Source organism: Vibrio alginolyticus NBRC 15630 = ATCC 17749, from assembly GCF_000354175.2.
Taxonomy (GTDB): Bacteria; Pseudomonadota; Gammaproteobacteria; order Enterobacterales; family Vibrionaceae; genus Vibrio; species Vibrio alginolyticus.
Genome location: NC_022349.1, coordinates 2,821,797 through 2,837,027 on the forward strand (window position 1 = coordinate 2,821,797; position 15,231 = coordinate 2,837,027).

The following is a 15,231-nucleotide window of genomic DNA, read 5'->3' on the forward strand; positions in this document are numbered from 1 at the left end:
TCTTTAGCTTCAGTTTTACAATGTAGCAAGGTAAAAAGCAAAGTTTGCTCTGGATGGATTACACATATTGCGGTATGCAATATCGGCTAATCAGTCACCACTTTAAGTAAAAACTTCAGAGTGCTTCAAACAAATACGTCTATTTATGGTTGTATCGATTAAAAATCCTTACACTAAGCCACATTGTTTCAAAACTTAGCCTTGAAATATGGATGTTTGAACTCAATATCTTTGATAAATGATTTATCTCAGTATTCTTAGTTCCAAACTGGCAGAGACTGAAGGCATTATGAGTAGATCGGGAACGGTCTGAATAAAGAGAGATTCACGAAAAATGATAACTAAGCTACTGACAAAAGTGATTGGCAGTCGCAACGACCGAACACTGCGCCGCCTTAGAAAAATTGTAAAAGAAATTAATAACTTTGAGCCAACATTCGAAGCTCTAAGTGACGAAGAGTTAAAAGCAAAGACGGTTGAGTTCCGTGAGCGCCTAGAGAAGGGTGAAACTCTTGATAAACTACTTCCAGAAGCTTTTGCTACGGTTCGTGAAGCATCTAAGCGTGTCTACGGTATGCGCCACTTCGACGTCCAGCTTATCGGTGGTATGGTTCTAAATGCGGGTCAAATCGCTGAAATGCGTACGGGTGAAGGTAAAACGCTGACGGCAACGCTCCCTGCTTACCTAAATGCCCTAGCTGGTAAAGGCGTTCATATTGTAACAGTGAACGATTATCTAGCTAAACGTGATGCAGAGACAAACCGCCCTCTGTTTGAATTTTTAGGTATGACTGTTGGCGTAAACGTGCCAAACATGCCTCCTCAAGAGAAAAAAGAAGCGTACCAAGCTGACATCTTGTACGGAACGAACAATGAATTTGGTTTTGACTACCTTCGTGACAATATGGCTTTCCGTAGCGAAGATCGCGTACAACGTGAACGCTTCTTTGCAGTTGTCGATGAGGTGGACTCAATCCTAATTGATGAAGCTCGTACCCCTTTAATCATTTCTGGTCCTGCTGAAGATAGCTCTGAGCTATACACCCGAATCAACCTTTTGATCCCGCATCTTAAAAAGCAAGACAAAGAAGACTCTGAAGAATATCGTGGTGATGGTCACTACACTGTTGATGAGAAATCAAAGCAAGTATACCTCACAGAAACGGGCCAAGAGTACGTTGAAGAACTGTTGGTGAAAAATGGTCTTATGGAAGAGGGTGACACACTTTACTCTCCGACTAACATCAGCATGTTACATCACGTGAATGCCGCTTTGCGTGCTCATGTGTTGTTTGAGCGCAACGTTGATTACATCGTTACTGACGAAGGTGAAGTAGTAATTGTTGATGAACATACTGGTCGTACAATGCCAGGTCGTCGTTGGTCTGAAGGTCTTCACCAAGCAGTAGAAGCGAAAGAAGGCGTTAAGATTCAAAACGAAAACCAAACTTTGGCTTCGATTACCTTCCAGAACTATTTCCGCTTATACGAAAAACTGTCTGGTATGACAGGTACTGCGGATACTGAAGCGTTTGAGTTCCAATCTATTTATGGCTTGGAAACGGTGGTTATCCCAACCAACAAACCAATGATTCGTAACGATATGCCGGATGTAGTGTACCGTACCGAAGCTGAGAAGTTTGCTGCAATCATTGAAGATATCAAAGAGCGCGTTGCGAAAGGTCAGCCAACATTGGTTGGTACCGTATCGATTGAAAAATCAGAACTTCTTTCTAACGCATTGAAGAAGGCTAAGATCAAACACAACGTATTGAATGCAAAATTCCATGAGAAGGAAGCGGAAATTGTCGCTGAAGCGGGTATGCCTGGTGCGGTAACTATCGCGACCAACATGGCCGGTCGTGGTACGGACATTGTGCTTGGCGGTAGTTGGCAATCAAAAGTGGAAGCTTTGGAGAACCCAACTCAAGAACAAATCGATGCGATTAAAGCAGAGTGGAAAGTGGTACATGATCAAGTACTAGATGCTGGTGGTCTACACATCATTGGTACTGAGCGCCACGAATCTCGCCGTATTGATAACCAGCTACGTGGTCGTTCTGGTCGTCAAGGTGATGCGGGTTCATCGCGCTTCTACCTATCTATGGAAGACTCTTTGTTACGTATTTTCACTTCTGATCGTATGGCGAGCCTTATTCAAAGTGGTATGGAAGAAGGTGAAGCTATTGAATCGAAAATGCTTTCTCGCTCAATTGAAAAAGCACAGCGCAAAGTGGAAGGTCGTAACTTTGATATCCGTAAGCAGCTACTAGAATACGATGATGTGGCGAACGATCAGCGTAAGGTTGTCTACGAGCTGCGCGACGAATTGATGAACGTTGAAGACATCAGCGGTATGATCGAGCAAAACCGTGAAGATGTGCTAACCGCGGTTATTGATGAGTACATCCCGCCACAATCACTAGAAGATATGTGGGACGTTGAAGGTCTGCAAGAGCGCTTGAAAGCAGACTTCGATCTTGATGCGCCAGTGAAGCAATGGCTTGAAGAAGACGATAAGCTTTACGAAGAGGCGCTACGCGAGAAGATCATCAATCTAGCCGTTGAAGTGTACAAAGAGAAAGAGGAAGTGGTGGGTGCGCAAGTGCTTCGTAACTTCGAGAAATCGGTTATGCTTCAAACTCTGGATACGCTTTGGAAAGAGCACTTGGCAGCAATGGATCACTTGCGTCAGGGTATTCACTTACGCGGCTATGCGCAGAAGAACCCGAAACAGGAATACAAGCGTGAATCGTTTGAACTGTTTGAAGGTCTACTAGAAGCGCTGAAAACTGATGTGATTACTGTTCTATCTCGCGTTCGAGTTCAGCAACAAGAAGAAGTTGAACGTATGGAAGAGCAACGTCGTGCGCAAGCTGAAGAGGCCGCTCGTCGTGCTCAAGCGCAACACGCAGCAGCACAAAACCCTCTTTCTGAAGGTGAAGAATCTGAAGAAGGTTCAAGTCAGCCAATGGTACGTGATGAACGTAAAGTAGGTCGCAATGAGCCTTGCCCTTGTGGTAGTGGTAAGAAGTATAAACAGTGCCACGGCAAGATCGACTAACGTATTAGTCAGATAATTTTTTAAAGAGTCGCCTAGGCGGCTCTTTTTTTAAGCAAATTCTGTGGCTGTCGAATTTCATAAGTTTTGATAGCATCGGATAGTTTTAGAGATGCAAAGACCGTTGAAGTGTAACGGCTTGAGAGTTAGGAACCCCTATGAAAAGAATTCACATAGTCGCGGCTATTATTTTTAACCAAGACAAATCAAAAATTTTTATTACAAAGCGTCCAGACGACAAGCATAAAGGCGGGTTTTGGGAGTTTCCCGGCGGGAAAGTCGAGTCAGGAGAAAGTATTGAACATGCTCTAGCAAGAGAACTTGAAGAAGAGGTAGGAATTGAAGTTACTGAGCAAGCCCTTTTCGAGCATTTGGAATATGACTATCCAGACAAATCACTTAAGTTTGATTTTATTACGGTATCTAAGTTCAGTAATGAGCCTTACGGCCGAGAAGGTCAAGAAGGTCGCTGGGTTGAGATAAGAGAATTGGGTAACTATGCCTTTCCTGAAGCGAACGTGCCTATCTTGGAGCGTGTCGTAAAAGAGTTCGCTTAAGCCTGATGAACTTGCTTGTGGTAACCACGGTATGTTGTTAGTTTAAACAGATTAAGCGAAACGAGAGAACGAGAGCAAACCTCGTTATCCAGAGAAGGAGAGAAAGCGCAATGGTTCGTATTGCAATCGCAGGAGCAGCAGGCCGAATGGGCCGTAATTTGGTTAAAGCTTCACACCTTAACCCAGAGGCGACAGTGAGCGCGGGATCAGAACGACCTGAGTCCTCACTTGTCGGTGTCGATATCGGTGAACTTTGTGGTGAAGGCAAATTCGATGTGTTCTTAACGGATGATCTTGCTAAAGACGTCGATAATTTTGATGTAATCATCGATTTTACTGCCCCAGTAAGTACGTTGGCGAATCTTGAACTGTGTAAGAAGCATGGAAAGAGTATTGTGATTGGGACGACTGGTTTCAGTGATGCAGAGCGTGAACTGATTGACGAAGCCGCTAAGCAAGTGCCTGTTGTCATGGCTCCTAACTACTCTGTTGGTGTGAACCTAGTATTTAAGCTTCTTGAGAAAGCAGCCAAAGTGATGGGCGACTACTGTGATGTTGAGATTGTCGAAGCACATCATCGTCATAAAGTTGATGCTCCTTCTGGTACCGCTATCGGGATGGGCGAAGCCATTGCTGGTGCGATGGGCAACAAGCTGAATGATGTAGCTGTCTATGCGCGAGAAGGTATCACAGGTGAACGTACTAAAGATGAGATCGGCTTTGCTACAATTCGCGCTGGCGATATCGTCGGTGAGCACACAGCCATGTTTGCTGATATCGGGGAACGAGTGGAGATAACGCACAAAGCGACCGATCGTATGACGTTTGCTAATGGCGCCGTCAAGGCCGCTGTTTGGTTGAGTGCCAAACCAGCGGGCTTTTATACCATGACAGATGTTTTGGGATTGAATGAACTCTAAATACATAATTATTCGCCGGCGGTAGCCGGCTTTTTTATATCTATAGAATTATTTGTAAATGAAATGATTCTAACAGAAAGTATTTTGGTGCTTACTTTTGTCGTTGTTTTGGTTGTTTTGTGGGTGTTTTGGGTTTTGATATCTAAAAACTAATGTCTTTTTTGTCGAGTGAACGTTTGCGTGAAAAATTCATACTTTTTTGTGATCTCTAAAAAGTTCAAATTTGTAAAATTCATTAAACCTCTATGCCTCTCTATGTAATAGCATGTAAAAGTTATCTTTTTGGGCCTTACTGATTCAAAATGACCTTACTCGCTAGAAATTAATCATTTATTTTTGATTGTAGGTTGACAGGTTTCGAGTCCAACTTTAGAATACCGCCAATTTGTCTGAAATACCTATTTATGTAGATTTTATAGGTAAAGGAAGGCATGTTTGCAGTTTGATTTATTTTTTTTGCATTTTTATTCTGGAGGTTGTCTTGGGTAAATTAGCACTGTTGGTCCTAGAAGATGGGACAGTGTTCCGCGGAGTGTCCATAGGGGCAGATGGTCTTTCCGTTGGTGAAGTCGTTTTTAATACCTCGATGACGGGGTATCAAGAAATCCTCACTGATCCTTCCTATTCTCAGCAAATCGTCACTCTCACTTATCCTCACATTGGCAATACCGGAACCACTTCCGAAGATGAAGAATCCTCTTCCATTCATGCACAAGGCCTTGTGATTCGCGATCTTCCTCTAATCGCTTCTAACTTCCGTAACGAACAATCCCTCTCTGATTATCTTAAGTCTCAAAATATCGTTGGCATCGCTGATATCGATACTCGTAAGCTCACTCGTATCCTGCGTGAAAAAGGTGCTCAAAACGGCTGTATTGTTGCGGGCAACAACCTCGACGAAGCTTTGGCACTAGCGAAAGCAAAAGAATTCCCAGGCTTAAAAGGAATGGACCTTGCGAAAGAAGTTACAACAAAAGAAGCGTATCAATGGAAGCAAGGTTCGTGGACGCTTGAAGGTGGACTTCCAGAGGCGAAAGATGACAGCGAGCTGCCATACCACGTTGTCGCTTACGACTTCGGCGCAAAACGCAACATCTTACGAATGTTGGTTGACCGTGGCTGCCGCTTAACGGTTGTACCTGCAGAAACGTCAGCGGAAGAAGTTCTGGCACTAAATCCAGATGGCGTATTCTTATCAAACGGCCCTGGTGACCCAGAACCATGTACTTACGCGATTGAAGCAACCAAAGTGTTCCTAGAAAAAGGCCTGCCAATTTTTGGTATTTGTCTAGGTCACCAAATTCTGGCGCTAGCATCAGGTGCGCAAACGGTGAAAATGAAGTTTGGTCACCACGGTGCAAACCACCCAGTAAAAGATTTAGAGCGTAACGTTGTGATGATTACCTCGCAAAACCACGGCTTTGCGGCAGATGAAGCAACATTACCGGAAAACTTACGTGCTACTCACGTATCGCTATTTGATGGCTCTTTGCAAGGTATCCACCGCACAGACAAGCCAGCATTTAGCTTCCAAGGTCACCCAGAAGCGAGCCCTGGTCCACATGACGCGGCACCGCTATTTGACCACTTTATCGAACTAATCAAAAAACACAGCGCTTAATTCGGAGTAGTAGATAATGCCAAAACGTACTGACATTCAAAGTATTCTAATTCTTGGTGCTGGTCCGATTGTTATCGGTCAGGCATGTGAGTTTGACTACTCTGGCGCACAAGCGTGTAAAGCTCTTCGCGAAGAAGGCTACCGAGTTATCCTAGTTAACTCTAATCCAGCAACGATTATGACTGACCCAGAGATGGCAGATGCGACTTACATCGAGCCGATTCAGTGGGAAGTTGTACGCAAGATCATCGAGAAAGAACGTCCTGATGCAGTTCTGCCAACTATGGGTGGTCAGACAGCACTTAACTGTGCGTTAGATTTAGAGAAGCACGGCGTTCTCGCAGAGTTTGGCGTAGAGATGATTGGTGCAACGGCTGATGCAATCGACAAAGCGGAAGACCGTTCTCGTTTTGATAAAGCGATGAAGTCTATCGGCCTTGAGTGTCCTCGCGCAGATACAGCGAAGAGCATGGAAGAAGCTTACAAAGTTTTAGATATGGTTGGCTTCCCTTGTATCATCCGTCCATCGTTCACCATGGGTGGCACTGGTGGTGGTATCGCGTACAACAAAGAAGAGTTCGAAGAAATCTGTCGTCGTGGTCTGGACTTATCTCCGACCAACGAACTTCTTATCGATGAGTCACTCATCGGTTGGAAAGAGTACGAAATGGAAGTCGTTCGTGACAAAGCGGACAACTGTATCATCGTATGTTCAATCGAGAACTTTGACCCAATGGGCATCCATACGGGTGACTCAATCACGGTTGCTCCAGCACAAACACTGACTGACAAAGAATACCAGCTTATGCGTAATGCATCGCTAGCTGTTCTGCGTGAAATCGGTGTTGAAACAGGTGGTTCAAACGTACAGTTTGGTATCAACCCGAAAGATGGTCGTATGGTCATCATCGAGATGAACCCGCGTGTATCTCGCTCTTCTGCGCTAGCATCAAAAGCAACAGGCTTCCCAATTGCGAAAATTGCCGCGAAACTGGCTGTTGGCTTTACGCTAGACGAACTACAAAACGACATCACAGGTGGTGCAACACCTGCGTCATTTGAACCAACTATCGACTACGTCGTAACTAAGATCCCTCGCTTTAACTTCGAGAAATTTGCTGGTGCAAACGATCGTCTGACAACTCAGATGAAATCGGTTGGTGAGGTAATGGCGATTGGTCGTAACCAACAAGAATCTCTTCACAAAGCACTGCGTGGCCTAGAAGTTGGCGCAACTGGTTTTGATGAGATGGTCGATCTGGAAGCGCCAGATGCACTGACTAAGATTCGTCACGAACTTAAAGAAGCAGGTGCAGAGCGTATCTGGTACATCGCCGATGCATTCCGAGCGGGTATGTCAGTCGACGGTGTGTTCAACTTGACTCAAATCGACCGCTGGTTCCTGGTTCAAATCGAAGAAATTGTAAAACTCGAAGAACAAGTCAAGGCGGGCGGCTACGCAGGTTTGACCAAAGAAGTGCTTCGTCAGATGAAACGCAAAGGCTTCTCTGATGCTCGCTTGTCTAAATTGCTTGGTGTCGCTGAAAGTGAAATTCGCCGTGCTCGTGAGCAGTTTGATATTCATCCGGTTTACAAACGTGTGGATACATGTGCAGCAGAGTTTTCTTCTGACACGGCTTACATGTACTCATCTTACGATGAAGAATGTGAAGCAAACCCAACAGACAAAGATAAGATCATGGTTCTTGGTGGCGGTCCAAACCGTATCGGCCAAGGTATCGAATTCGATTACTGTTGTGTTCATGCATCACTTGCGCTGCGTGAAGACGGTTACGAAACCATTATGGTTAACTGTAACCCAGAAACGGTATCTACTGACTACGATACGTCTGATCGTCTGTACTTCGAGCCAGTAACTCTGGAAGATGTACTGTCTATCGCTCGCGTTGAAAAACCAAAAGGTGTGATTGTTCAGTACGGTGGTCAAACGCCACTTAAACTGGCTCGTGCTCTAGAAGCGGCTGGTGTGCCAATCATTGGTACTAGCCCAGATGCTATCGACCGTGCGGAAGACCGCGAACGCTTCCAAGCCGCTGTTGACCGTTTAGGTCTACTTCAGCCAGAAAACGCGACAGTAACAACGATGGAGCAAGCGGTTGAGAAATCGAAAGAAATTGGCTTCCCATTAGTTGTTCGTCCATCTTATGTACTCGGTGGTCGTGCGATGGAAATCGTATACGACGAGCAAGACCTGCGTCGCTACTTCAACGAAGCAGTAAGCGTATCGAACGAGTCTCCAGTTCTGCTAGACCGTTTCTTGGATGATGCAACCGAAGTTGATATTGATGCTATCTGTGACGGTGAACGCGTCGTTATCGGTGGTATCATGGAGCACATCGAACAAGCGGGTGTTCACTCTGGTGACTCTGCATGTTCACTGCCTGCATACACGCTAAGTCAGGAAATTCAAGACAAGATGCGTGAGCAAGTTGAGAAGTTAGCATTCGAACTCGGTGTACGCGGTTTGATGAACACGCAGTTTGCTGTGAAAGACAACGACGTTTATCTAATTGAAGTGAACCCTCGTGCTGCTCGTACGGTACCATTCGTATCGAAAGCGACAGGCGCTCCTCTAGCGAAAATCGCTGCACGTGTAATGGCGGGTCAATCTCTAGAGTCACAAGGCTTTACTAAAGAGATTATCCCTCCTTACTACTCAGTGAAAGAAGTGGTTCTGCCGTTCAACAAATTCCCTGGTGTTGACCCTCTATTGGGCCCTGAAATGCGCTCAACAGGTGAAGTAATGGGTGTGGGTGCAACGTTCGCAGAAGCTTACGCGAAAGCAGAGCTAGGTTGTGGTGCGGTTTATCCTGAAGGTGGTCGTGCGCTACTGTCTGTACGTGAAGGTGATAAAGAGCGTGTTGTTGACCTAGCTTCTAAGTTAGTGAAACTGGGTTACCAGTTGGATGCGACACACGGTACTGCTGTAATTCTGGGCGAAGCGGGTATTAACCCACGTTTGGTAAACAAAGTACACGAAGGTCGTCCACACATTCTTGACCGCATCAAGAACAACGAATACACCTATATCGTAAACACGGCTGCTGGTCGTCAAGCGATTGAAGATTCGAAAGTTCTACGCCGTGGTGCACTGGCAGAAAAAGTGAACTACACAACGACACTGAATGCAGCGTTCGCTACATGTATGTCTCATACTGCAGACGCAAAAGCGTCAGTAACTTCGGTTCAAGAGTTGCACGCTAAAGTGAAAGCGAGTCTAGACGCGTAACAGATAAAAATCAGTAAGCTCATTAATCAGGGCTTACATGACAACCTCATTGCCCGCTCATTTGAGCGGGCTTTTTTATATCGAGGTTTTTCTAAAATGAAGAGCATTAAAGTGTGCTAGGAACGATTGGTATGCTTCGCTTTTGAAGATCATTAAGCTAATGATGGCAAGCAATGTACCCAAAGATGAAGAAATAGTACTACCACTTGCTGCAACAAAATTAATGCTGCAAGTGAGAATGATAAAAGAGATAGTAAGTAAGTTTATTTTTGCAGCAATACTTAATCCTTTGCTTATTGTCAGAATGTTTGGAATGCATACAACAACAACCGTAATAGCTCCCAATGTAAGAAGGTAAGTATCTAGAGCAATGTGTTGAGTGAAAGAAAACCAGTCATTCCAAATGCTCAAGCTAATAGCCAGACCAATAGTCAATGCCAAGTATAAACATATACTTAGTGAGATGTTTGCTATGCTAATTGATTTAGTATTCAACTTTCAATTCCTCATAGATTCCAATTGCAAGATTTCTTAACTCTCCCGAATAACCGCTTCCTACTATGCTAATTGAGCCTCCAATTGCATCTAGAAGCTGATGAGAAATGGATGCGGATATTGTTGCTTGTGAATACCTCTTAGGAATTTCTCCTGACAACATTAGCTGTTTACGAGCTTTATTCGAAATGCTCGGAAGGTTTTTACGGATGATTTCTTTAGTTAATCTTGTTCTTTCTTGTCTGTTTAAGCCTTTTAGAATCTCGGGAACGCCTTTCTTAGTGGTTTGCTTAAGAGATTGAACCATTTTTATCGTTTGATATCCACTAGCGCCCGCTCCAGCTAAGGAGATGTAATCTAAAGCTTTAGTTGTATTTTGATACCACTCATTACTGTCTATATCCGATAATTTGTCTGGTGATTTAGATACCATACGGGTTCTTGCTACTCCAATAGCACATTGAGCTGTGGCAGCAACAGTAGCGGCGTGTGAGATATAGGACATAGTTACGCCCACAGGACCACTTACTGGTATTGTTAGCCCCGAACCAACTACCCCAATCCAGCCAATCGCTGCACCAATACAGCTAATGCTCGCTGATAGAAGCTCTTGATTGAATCTTGATTTTGACTCTTCCTGTTTTATTTTTTTTGCAAATTCTTGAGATGATTGTAATTTTATCGGTTCTCGTAGAATGATAAAGGTAGGATTGATATGGCATGTGGATTTAAAGTCTCTTAAGCGTACAACGGTGAATTTGTTATCAATATAAATTACACCCGCACCGCTAGTCTCTGGTTTAGCGTCAATAACGCTGAATAGCTGATTAACATTCACTATCTGTTCGATTTTTAAGCGTAATTGCTGCTCTTTTATTGATGGTCGAGTTAGTAAGGCTTCCATTATTTTCGTTTTTTATCAGATTAAATATTTCCTATTAAGACAGCATTTTCTTTTTCTATCAAAATATTAAGAGGCTCTTGAGGTGAGGCTCTATATTTGGATGTAATTGATATTTTTAATGTATCATTCTCTAGATTTATTGACTGATGAAAATTAGGAATAGATTGGTGTCTTGACTTTCCATTGGTAGTTTTGTGAATAAGTGCTACCGTTTCTTCCTCTTTGATACCTCTTCAAAAAGGAAGTGTAGTGGAAATCACGGTTGAAATTTTGTTGGCCTTATTTTTGGTTGCGACTGCCGCAGGCTTTATTGATGCGATGGCTGGTGGGGGAGGGCTCATTACGCTCCCTGCGCTTTTGGCTGCGGGGTTGAGTCCGACTCAAGCTCTAGCAACCAATAAGTTACAAAGTTCGTTTGGCAGTTTCTCTGCTAGCTGGTATTTCGTGCGTAACGGTATTGTTAGCTTAAAGGAAATGCGTTTTGCGATACTCTGCACTTTTATAGGCGCTGCAATCGGTGCCGAGGCTGTGCAGTTTATTGATGCTAGCGTACTCACCAGTTTGATCCCTGTTCTTTTGATAGCCATTTCCCTCTATTTTTTACTCGCGCCAAGTACGCGAAAAATCGATGGAGAACCAAAGTTATCTGAAGCGATGTTTGCGCTATGCATTGGTGGCGGAATCGGTTTCTATGATGGCTTTTTTGGCCCTGGGACTGGATCTATTTTTACTGTTTGTTTTGTTGCACTAGGTCACTTTTCTTTGGTCGAAGCCACAGCTAGAACCAAAATCCTCAATTTTACGTCAAACATAGCGGCACTACTCTTTTTTATCTTAGCTGGGTTGCCAGTGTGGAAGCTTGGCTTAACTATGGCTGTTGGCGGTTTTCTTGGTGCTCAGTTAGGGGCGAAGGTCGTGGTAAGTAAAGGACAAAAATGGATTCGTCCTCTAGTTATAGTGATGTCGATGCTTATGGCAACGAAACTTCTTTGGCAACAACATCAGCAATGGATTCTGTCAGTGCTTTAACTCGTTCGCTGCGATATGTGCTGTGACGTAAGCAGATATGTATTGGTCGAACTAACTGATCTAGCTCTTCAAAGTCATAGCAGAACTTAGATGTGATATTAAGTGTCGTTAGGATAGATTTAGGGATTAAAGCGGGAGCCATACCTCCCAAAGCCAGTTGTGCTGCCGCAGTATACGAATCCATTTCCATCAAAGGTTCGATTCCGTGTTTGGATAAAATAGCTTGTTGATATGTGTTGGCAGGGTTAGTTAGGTCATTGGTCAAAATAGCTTTAGGTAGTTGTGAAAGTGAATGTCGACTGACAATTGAGAAAGGTTCATCGGCGAGGTGAAGGCTCATTAATCCATGATGAGGTGGTAGATAGCCAGCGCAAAATCCCAATGTTGCTTTGCCTGATTTCACATTCTCAATAATGCGTGGCGTATGATTGGTCGATATTCGTATGTACTGATCATGGGCAAAGTGTTCTGCCATGATCATGCTGAGGTATCCAGCGACTAAGGTTTCAGAGCAGTCTATCTTGATCAAAGAAGTATCTTCTATTTGTTGTTGATCATAGATCTGACCTCTTAACTCATTGAACGTTGGCTCGATCGTGTTGATGAGCGCAAGGCCATCGGAGGTCAGCTTTATGTGCCGACCATTTGGCTCTATCAATTTTTTTCCTAACTTCTTCTCTAGATTTGAAATACGTTTACTCACGGCAGATTGACTAATATAGAGTTGACTGCCTGTGCGGCTCATGGTTTTTTCTTTACTGAGGACAAGTAACGTTTCAATACCTTCAAGCAACATAATGATTAATGAAAGTTAGGAATGGTTGAGATAATTTAGCGAATTGCCCAAGAATTGGCGAATCAAATGAGCATAAATGAGAGGAGCCGACACTTGGTCGACTCCATGGTGAGTGATGTTGTTTGTGTTTAACGGTTAATGGCGAAAGTTGGCAGGGATAGATGCCAACGAATCGCACCGAGACGTATAATGAGCGTTGAGATTACACCAGCGAGTAAAGCCGTTGAGTGGTCATAACCCATGTTTACCGCCATCGTATGGAAGATGCCGCCAATAATACATGCCGTAGCATAGACTTCACTTCTTAATACCATAGGAACTTCGCGAGCCAGCACGTCTCGTATAATGCCACCGCCACAGCCAGTAATAACCCCCATTATCACCGCGACCATCCCAGATGCATTGTAGGCGAGTGCCTTTTCTACTCCTATTCCCACAAACACAGCGAGACCGATGGCATCACAAACGGGTAACACCCACCATGAGAGTCGCTTGGGTCTTCGAATAACAAGCATGGTTAGTAGACACGTAACAAATATCACCCATAAGTAAGTCGTATCTGTTATCCAAAATACGGGAGTGGCACCAAGCGCCATGTCTCGGATTGTTCCGCCACCTATAGCAGTCACACTGCCGAGCACGATAACGCCGAATGGATCCATTTTTAAACGGCCCGCCAGTAATACGCCAGAGATAGCGAAAACAGCGGTACCGAACAAATCGATCATATAAAGCAGCATGGAGTCCATGTTACTTAGTACCTTTAAATAGTGTGAGAAAAAATGGGCGGAAATTGTACGGTATTTGCCACGAAATCGTTAGCGTTTTTGACGAACGCTTTTAAAGTGCTCACACACTTCCTTGATCGCGTTCAATGTGCGTGGTGTGGGACGGTTAATCCAATCAGAGTTTAGGGACCAGATGTGTTTGTTTTTAAGAGCAAGAAGCTCATTACTCCACTCAGTCCACATACCATCGTTACTCATTGCGTGACGAGAAGTAAAAATAACCTCTGGCTGGCGAGTAATGACTTGCTCGATGCTAACTTGAGGATAAGGCGCGCTAGATGCGGCGAAAATGTTCTCACCACCGCAAAAAGTAAAGACTTCACTTGGCCAGTTCTTTCCGGCGACAGTGATGATAGGCTTTTCACTCAACTGATAAAAGTAACGAACTTTCTCGTTCGTGTTGTACTGTTCTTTTAGTGTACTCAGTTGCGTTCTAAAATCTTCAGCGGCCTTTTTTCCTACTTGTGGAGTTTCGCTGTATTGGCTGAGTTGCTCGATATTATTGGCGATATCTTCTAATGAACCTGTAGTGGAGTAATAGATAGGAATACCGAACTGTTTAATTTTCTCCAACTCTTTAGCGGGGTTTCCGGCTGGCCAAGCAATCACTAAGTCCGGCTGAAGAGCAATAATACGCTCTAATTTAATTCCTTGATAATTTGAGACTCTTTCTAGCTGCTTTGCCTGTTCTGGATAATCGCTCATTTCGCTGACAGCAACAAGCTGCTCTCCTAGCCCTGCTGCAAAGGCAATTTCGGTGGCATGTGGAGCTAAACTTATAATGCGTTGAGCGGGTTGAGCGAAGGTCGCTGTCGAAACAAATAGCGTTAATGCGAAGCATAATTTATTCATCATAATCCTTGATAAATTATTCCTAAAAGCAAACTTTGGATTGCGATCCAAGCCAGGACGCGCCAAACGAGCAGCGTATGTATTTGTGAAAGGTGAATAGCCGATGGCGCAATGCGCCCACCGATTTTTGCGCGCTCTGCACGCACACCTTGATAGATAGCAGGGCCGCATAAAGACAGTTGTAGTTTGTGTCCGATAGTACATAACACCCAACTAGGTCCTGGTAAGGGCCAAGACTTCGCTTGCTGTTGTATTCCAGAGAGCACATTACTTGTATTCTTTCCGGCAGCTAAAAGTATGGCAAAGAGACGAAGTGGAATAATATCCAGAGTAGCAACCAGTTGAATCACAGGTTTACCAAAGGGCAAATATTGGCGTCGGCTAGGGGACCACACTCGCGCTAATTCTGTTGTGAGTCGATACATTAACGCACCAATACCACCTGTTAGTGCGTACCAAAATAGCACGCCGATCACGTTGCGGCTGTATCCCATAATCAGGGTTTCTGAGCCAGCTTTACCTATGCCAACGATCGAGAGGTTACCAGTGTCGCGATTAAGATATGGTTGCAGTAATGCTCGACATTGGGCTTTGTCTTCCGAAGAGATACTTGTGACGAGCTGTTTCGTTAACGTTTCGCTGTTGCGCCAGTCTAGCGCAAGGATCAATAGAACCAGTTCATATAAAGGGATTTGCCAAACAAATGGCTTTACTGCAATCAGTAATATCAAGCAAGGAAACAGCATCAAGCCTAGTGCAAGACTGCCTGAGATTACACTCTGTGAGTAATTGTGATTATTGTTCACTTTGTTGGCTAGCTGTTCTGCTAGCTTTCGCCATAAAGTGATGGGGTGCGCTGAATGGGGGATTGGCACTAGAAGGTGCAAGATCAGTGCGCCCCACATTATAAGGAGCGCACCGTTGGCATAAAATGACTGAAAAACTTCTTCCATGAATG

12 protein-coding genes are annotated in these 15,231 nt (G+C 44.2%); 6 read left to right on the forward strand and 6 right to left on the reverse strand.

The window, feature by feature from the left end; genetic code table 11:
• Positions 1 to 334 precede the first annotated feature (334 nt).
• The 5 genes from secA (at position 335) to carB (ending at position 9,409) form a co-directional block, all read left to right on the forward strand.
• Positions 335 to 3,064 (forward strand): preprotein translocase subunit SecA, encoded by a 2,730-nt coding sequence (secA, locus tag N646_RS13025; RefSeq protein ID WP_005381868.1) that lies wholly within the window; start codon positions 335 to 337, stop codon positions 3,062 to 3,064.
• Between the two features lie 155 nt (positions 3,065 to 3,219).
• Positions 3,220 to 3,618, forward strand: a complete 399-nt coding sequence (gene mutT / locus N646_RS13030) for an 8-oxo-dGTP diphosphatase MutT (RefSeq protein ID WP_005387387.1) — start codon at positions 3,220 to 3,222, stop codon at positions 3,616 to 3,618.
• A gap of 110 nt (positions 3,619 to 3,728) precedes the next feature.
• Positions 3,729 to 4,538, forward strand: a complete 810-nt coding sequence (dapB, locus tag N646_RS13035; RefSeq protein ID WP_005381860.1) for a 4-hydroxy-tetrahydrodipicolinate reductase — start codon at positions 3,729 to 3,731, stop codon at positions 4,536 to 4,538.
• Between the two features lie 481 nt (positions 4,539 to 5,019).
• A complete protein-coding gene (gene carA / locus N646_RS13040; protein ID WP_017821483.1) occupies positions 5,020 to 6,159 on the forward strand; it encodes a glutamine-hydrolyzing carbamoyl-phosphate synthase small subunit in 1,140 nt (379 codons plus the stop codon).
• 16 nt (positions 6,160 to 6,175) lie between these two features.
• Positions 6,176 to 9,409, forward strand: coding sequence for a carbamoyl-phosphate synthase large subunit (gene carB, locus N646_RS13045; RefSeq protein ID WP_005381854.1), 3,234 nt, complete (start codon positions 6,176 to 6,178; stop codon positions 9,407 to 9,409).
• 75 nt (positions 9,410 to 9,484) lie between these two features.
• Here carB and N646_RS24435 read toward each other — a convergent pair whose 3' ends face one another.
• Together N646_RS24435 and N646_RS13055 are read right to left on the reverse strand one after the other, a co-directional pair.
• On the reverse strand, positions 9,485 to 9,904 hold the full coding sequence (locus N646_RS24435; protein WP_169644219.1) for a hypothetical protein: 420 nt from the start codon (positions 9,902 to 9,904) through the stop codon (positions 9,485 to 9,487).
• Positions 9,894 to 10,808 (reverse strand): hypothetical protein, encoded by a 915-nt coding sequence (locus tag N646_RS13055; protein ID WP_017821481.1) that lies wholly within the window; start codon positions 10,806 to 10,808, stop codon positions 9,894 to 9,896. Before N646_RS13055 ends, N646_RS24435 begins: the two co-directional genes overlap by 11 nt.
• 249 nt (positions 10,809 to 11,057) lie before the next feature.
• Here N646_RS13055 and N646_RS13060 point away from each other — a divergent pair, with 249 nt between their 5' ends.
• Complete coding sequence (locus tag N646_RS13060; protein WP_017821480.1) at positions 11,058 to 11,837, forward strand: TSUP family transporter; 780 nt, start codon at positions 11,058 to 11,060, stop codon at positions 11,835 to 11,837.
• On the opposite strand, the gene N646_RS13065 is transcribed toward N646_RS13060, so the two are convergent.
• The 4 genes from N646_RS13065 to N646_RS13080 form a co-directional block, all read right to left on the reverse strand.
• Positions 11,779 to 12,633: a LysR family transcriptional regulator gene (locus N646_RS13065; protein WP_017821479.1), complete on the reverse strand. Its 855-nt coding sequence runs from the start codon at positions 12,631 to 12,633 to the stop codon at positions 11,779 to 11,781. The genes N646_RS13060 and N646_RS13065 overlap by 59 nt on opposite strands.
• 128 nt (positions 12,634 to 12,761) lie before the next feature.
• On the reverse strand, positions 12,762 to 13,382 hold the full coding sequence (locus tag N646_RS13070) for a TRIC cation channel family protein (RefSeq protein WP_005387377.1): 621 nt from the start codon (positions 13,380 to 13,382) through the stop codon (positions 12,762 to 12,764).
• 69 nt (positions 13,383 to 13,451) lie between these two features.
• Positions 13,452 to 14,273 carry a vitamin B12 ABC transporter substrate-binding protein BtuF gene (gene btuF, locus N646_RS13075; RefSeq protein ID WP_017821478.1) on the reverse strand — a complete coding sequence of 274 codons (822 nt, stop codon included), beginning with the start codon at positions 14,271 to 14,273 and terminating at the stop codon, positions 13,452 to 13,454.
• Positions 14,273 to 15,226, reverse strand: a complete 954-nt coding sequence (locus N646_RS13080) for a cobalamin biosynthesis family protein (protein WP_017821477.1) — start codon at positions 15,224 to 15,226, stop codon at positions 14,273 to 14,275. Before N646_RS13080 ends, btuF begins: the two co-directional genes overlap by 1 nt.
• Positions 15,227 to 15,231: the final 5 nt, after the last annotated feature.

Excerpts from the sequence above, each read along its gene's own strand:
- secA (WP_005381868.1), top strand. The coding sequence starts at position 335 with ATGATAACTAAGCTACTGACAAAAGTGATTGGCAGTCGCAACGACCGA.
- mutT (WP_005387387.1), top strand. The coding sequence starts at position 3,220 with ATGAAAAGAATTCACATAGTCGCGGCTATTATTTTTAACCAAGACAAA.
- dapB (WP_005381860.1), top strand. The coding sequence starts at position 3,729 with ATGGTTCGTATTGCAATCGCAGGAGCAGCAGGCCGAATGGGCCGTAAT.
- carB (WP_005381854.1), top strand. The coding sequence starts at position 6,176 with ATGCCAAAACGTACTGACATTCAAAGTATTCTAATTCTTGGTGCTGGT.
- N646_RS13055 (WP_017821481.1), bottom strand. The coding sequence starts at position 10,808 with ATGGAAGCCTTACTAACTCGACCATCAATAAAAGAGCAGCAATTACGC.
- N646_RS13065 (WP_017821479.1), bottom strand. The coding sequence starts at position 12,633 with ATGTTGCTTGAAGGTATTGAAACGTTACTTGTCCTCAGTAAAGAAAAA.
- N646_RS13070 (WP_005387377.1), bottom strand. The coding sequence starts at position 13,382 with ATGGACTCCATGCTGCTTTATATGATCGATTTGTTCGGTACCGCTGTT.
- btuF (WP_017821478.1), bottom strand. The coding sequence starts at position 14,273 with ATGAATAAATTATGCTTCGCATTAACGCTATTTGTTTCGACAGCGACC.
- N646_RS13080 (WP_017821477.1), bottom strand. The coding sequence starts at position 15,226 with ATGGAAGAAGTTTTTCAGTCATTTTATGCCAACGGTGCGCTCCTTATA.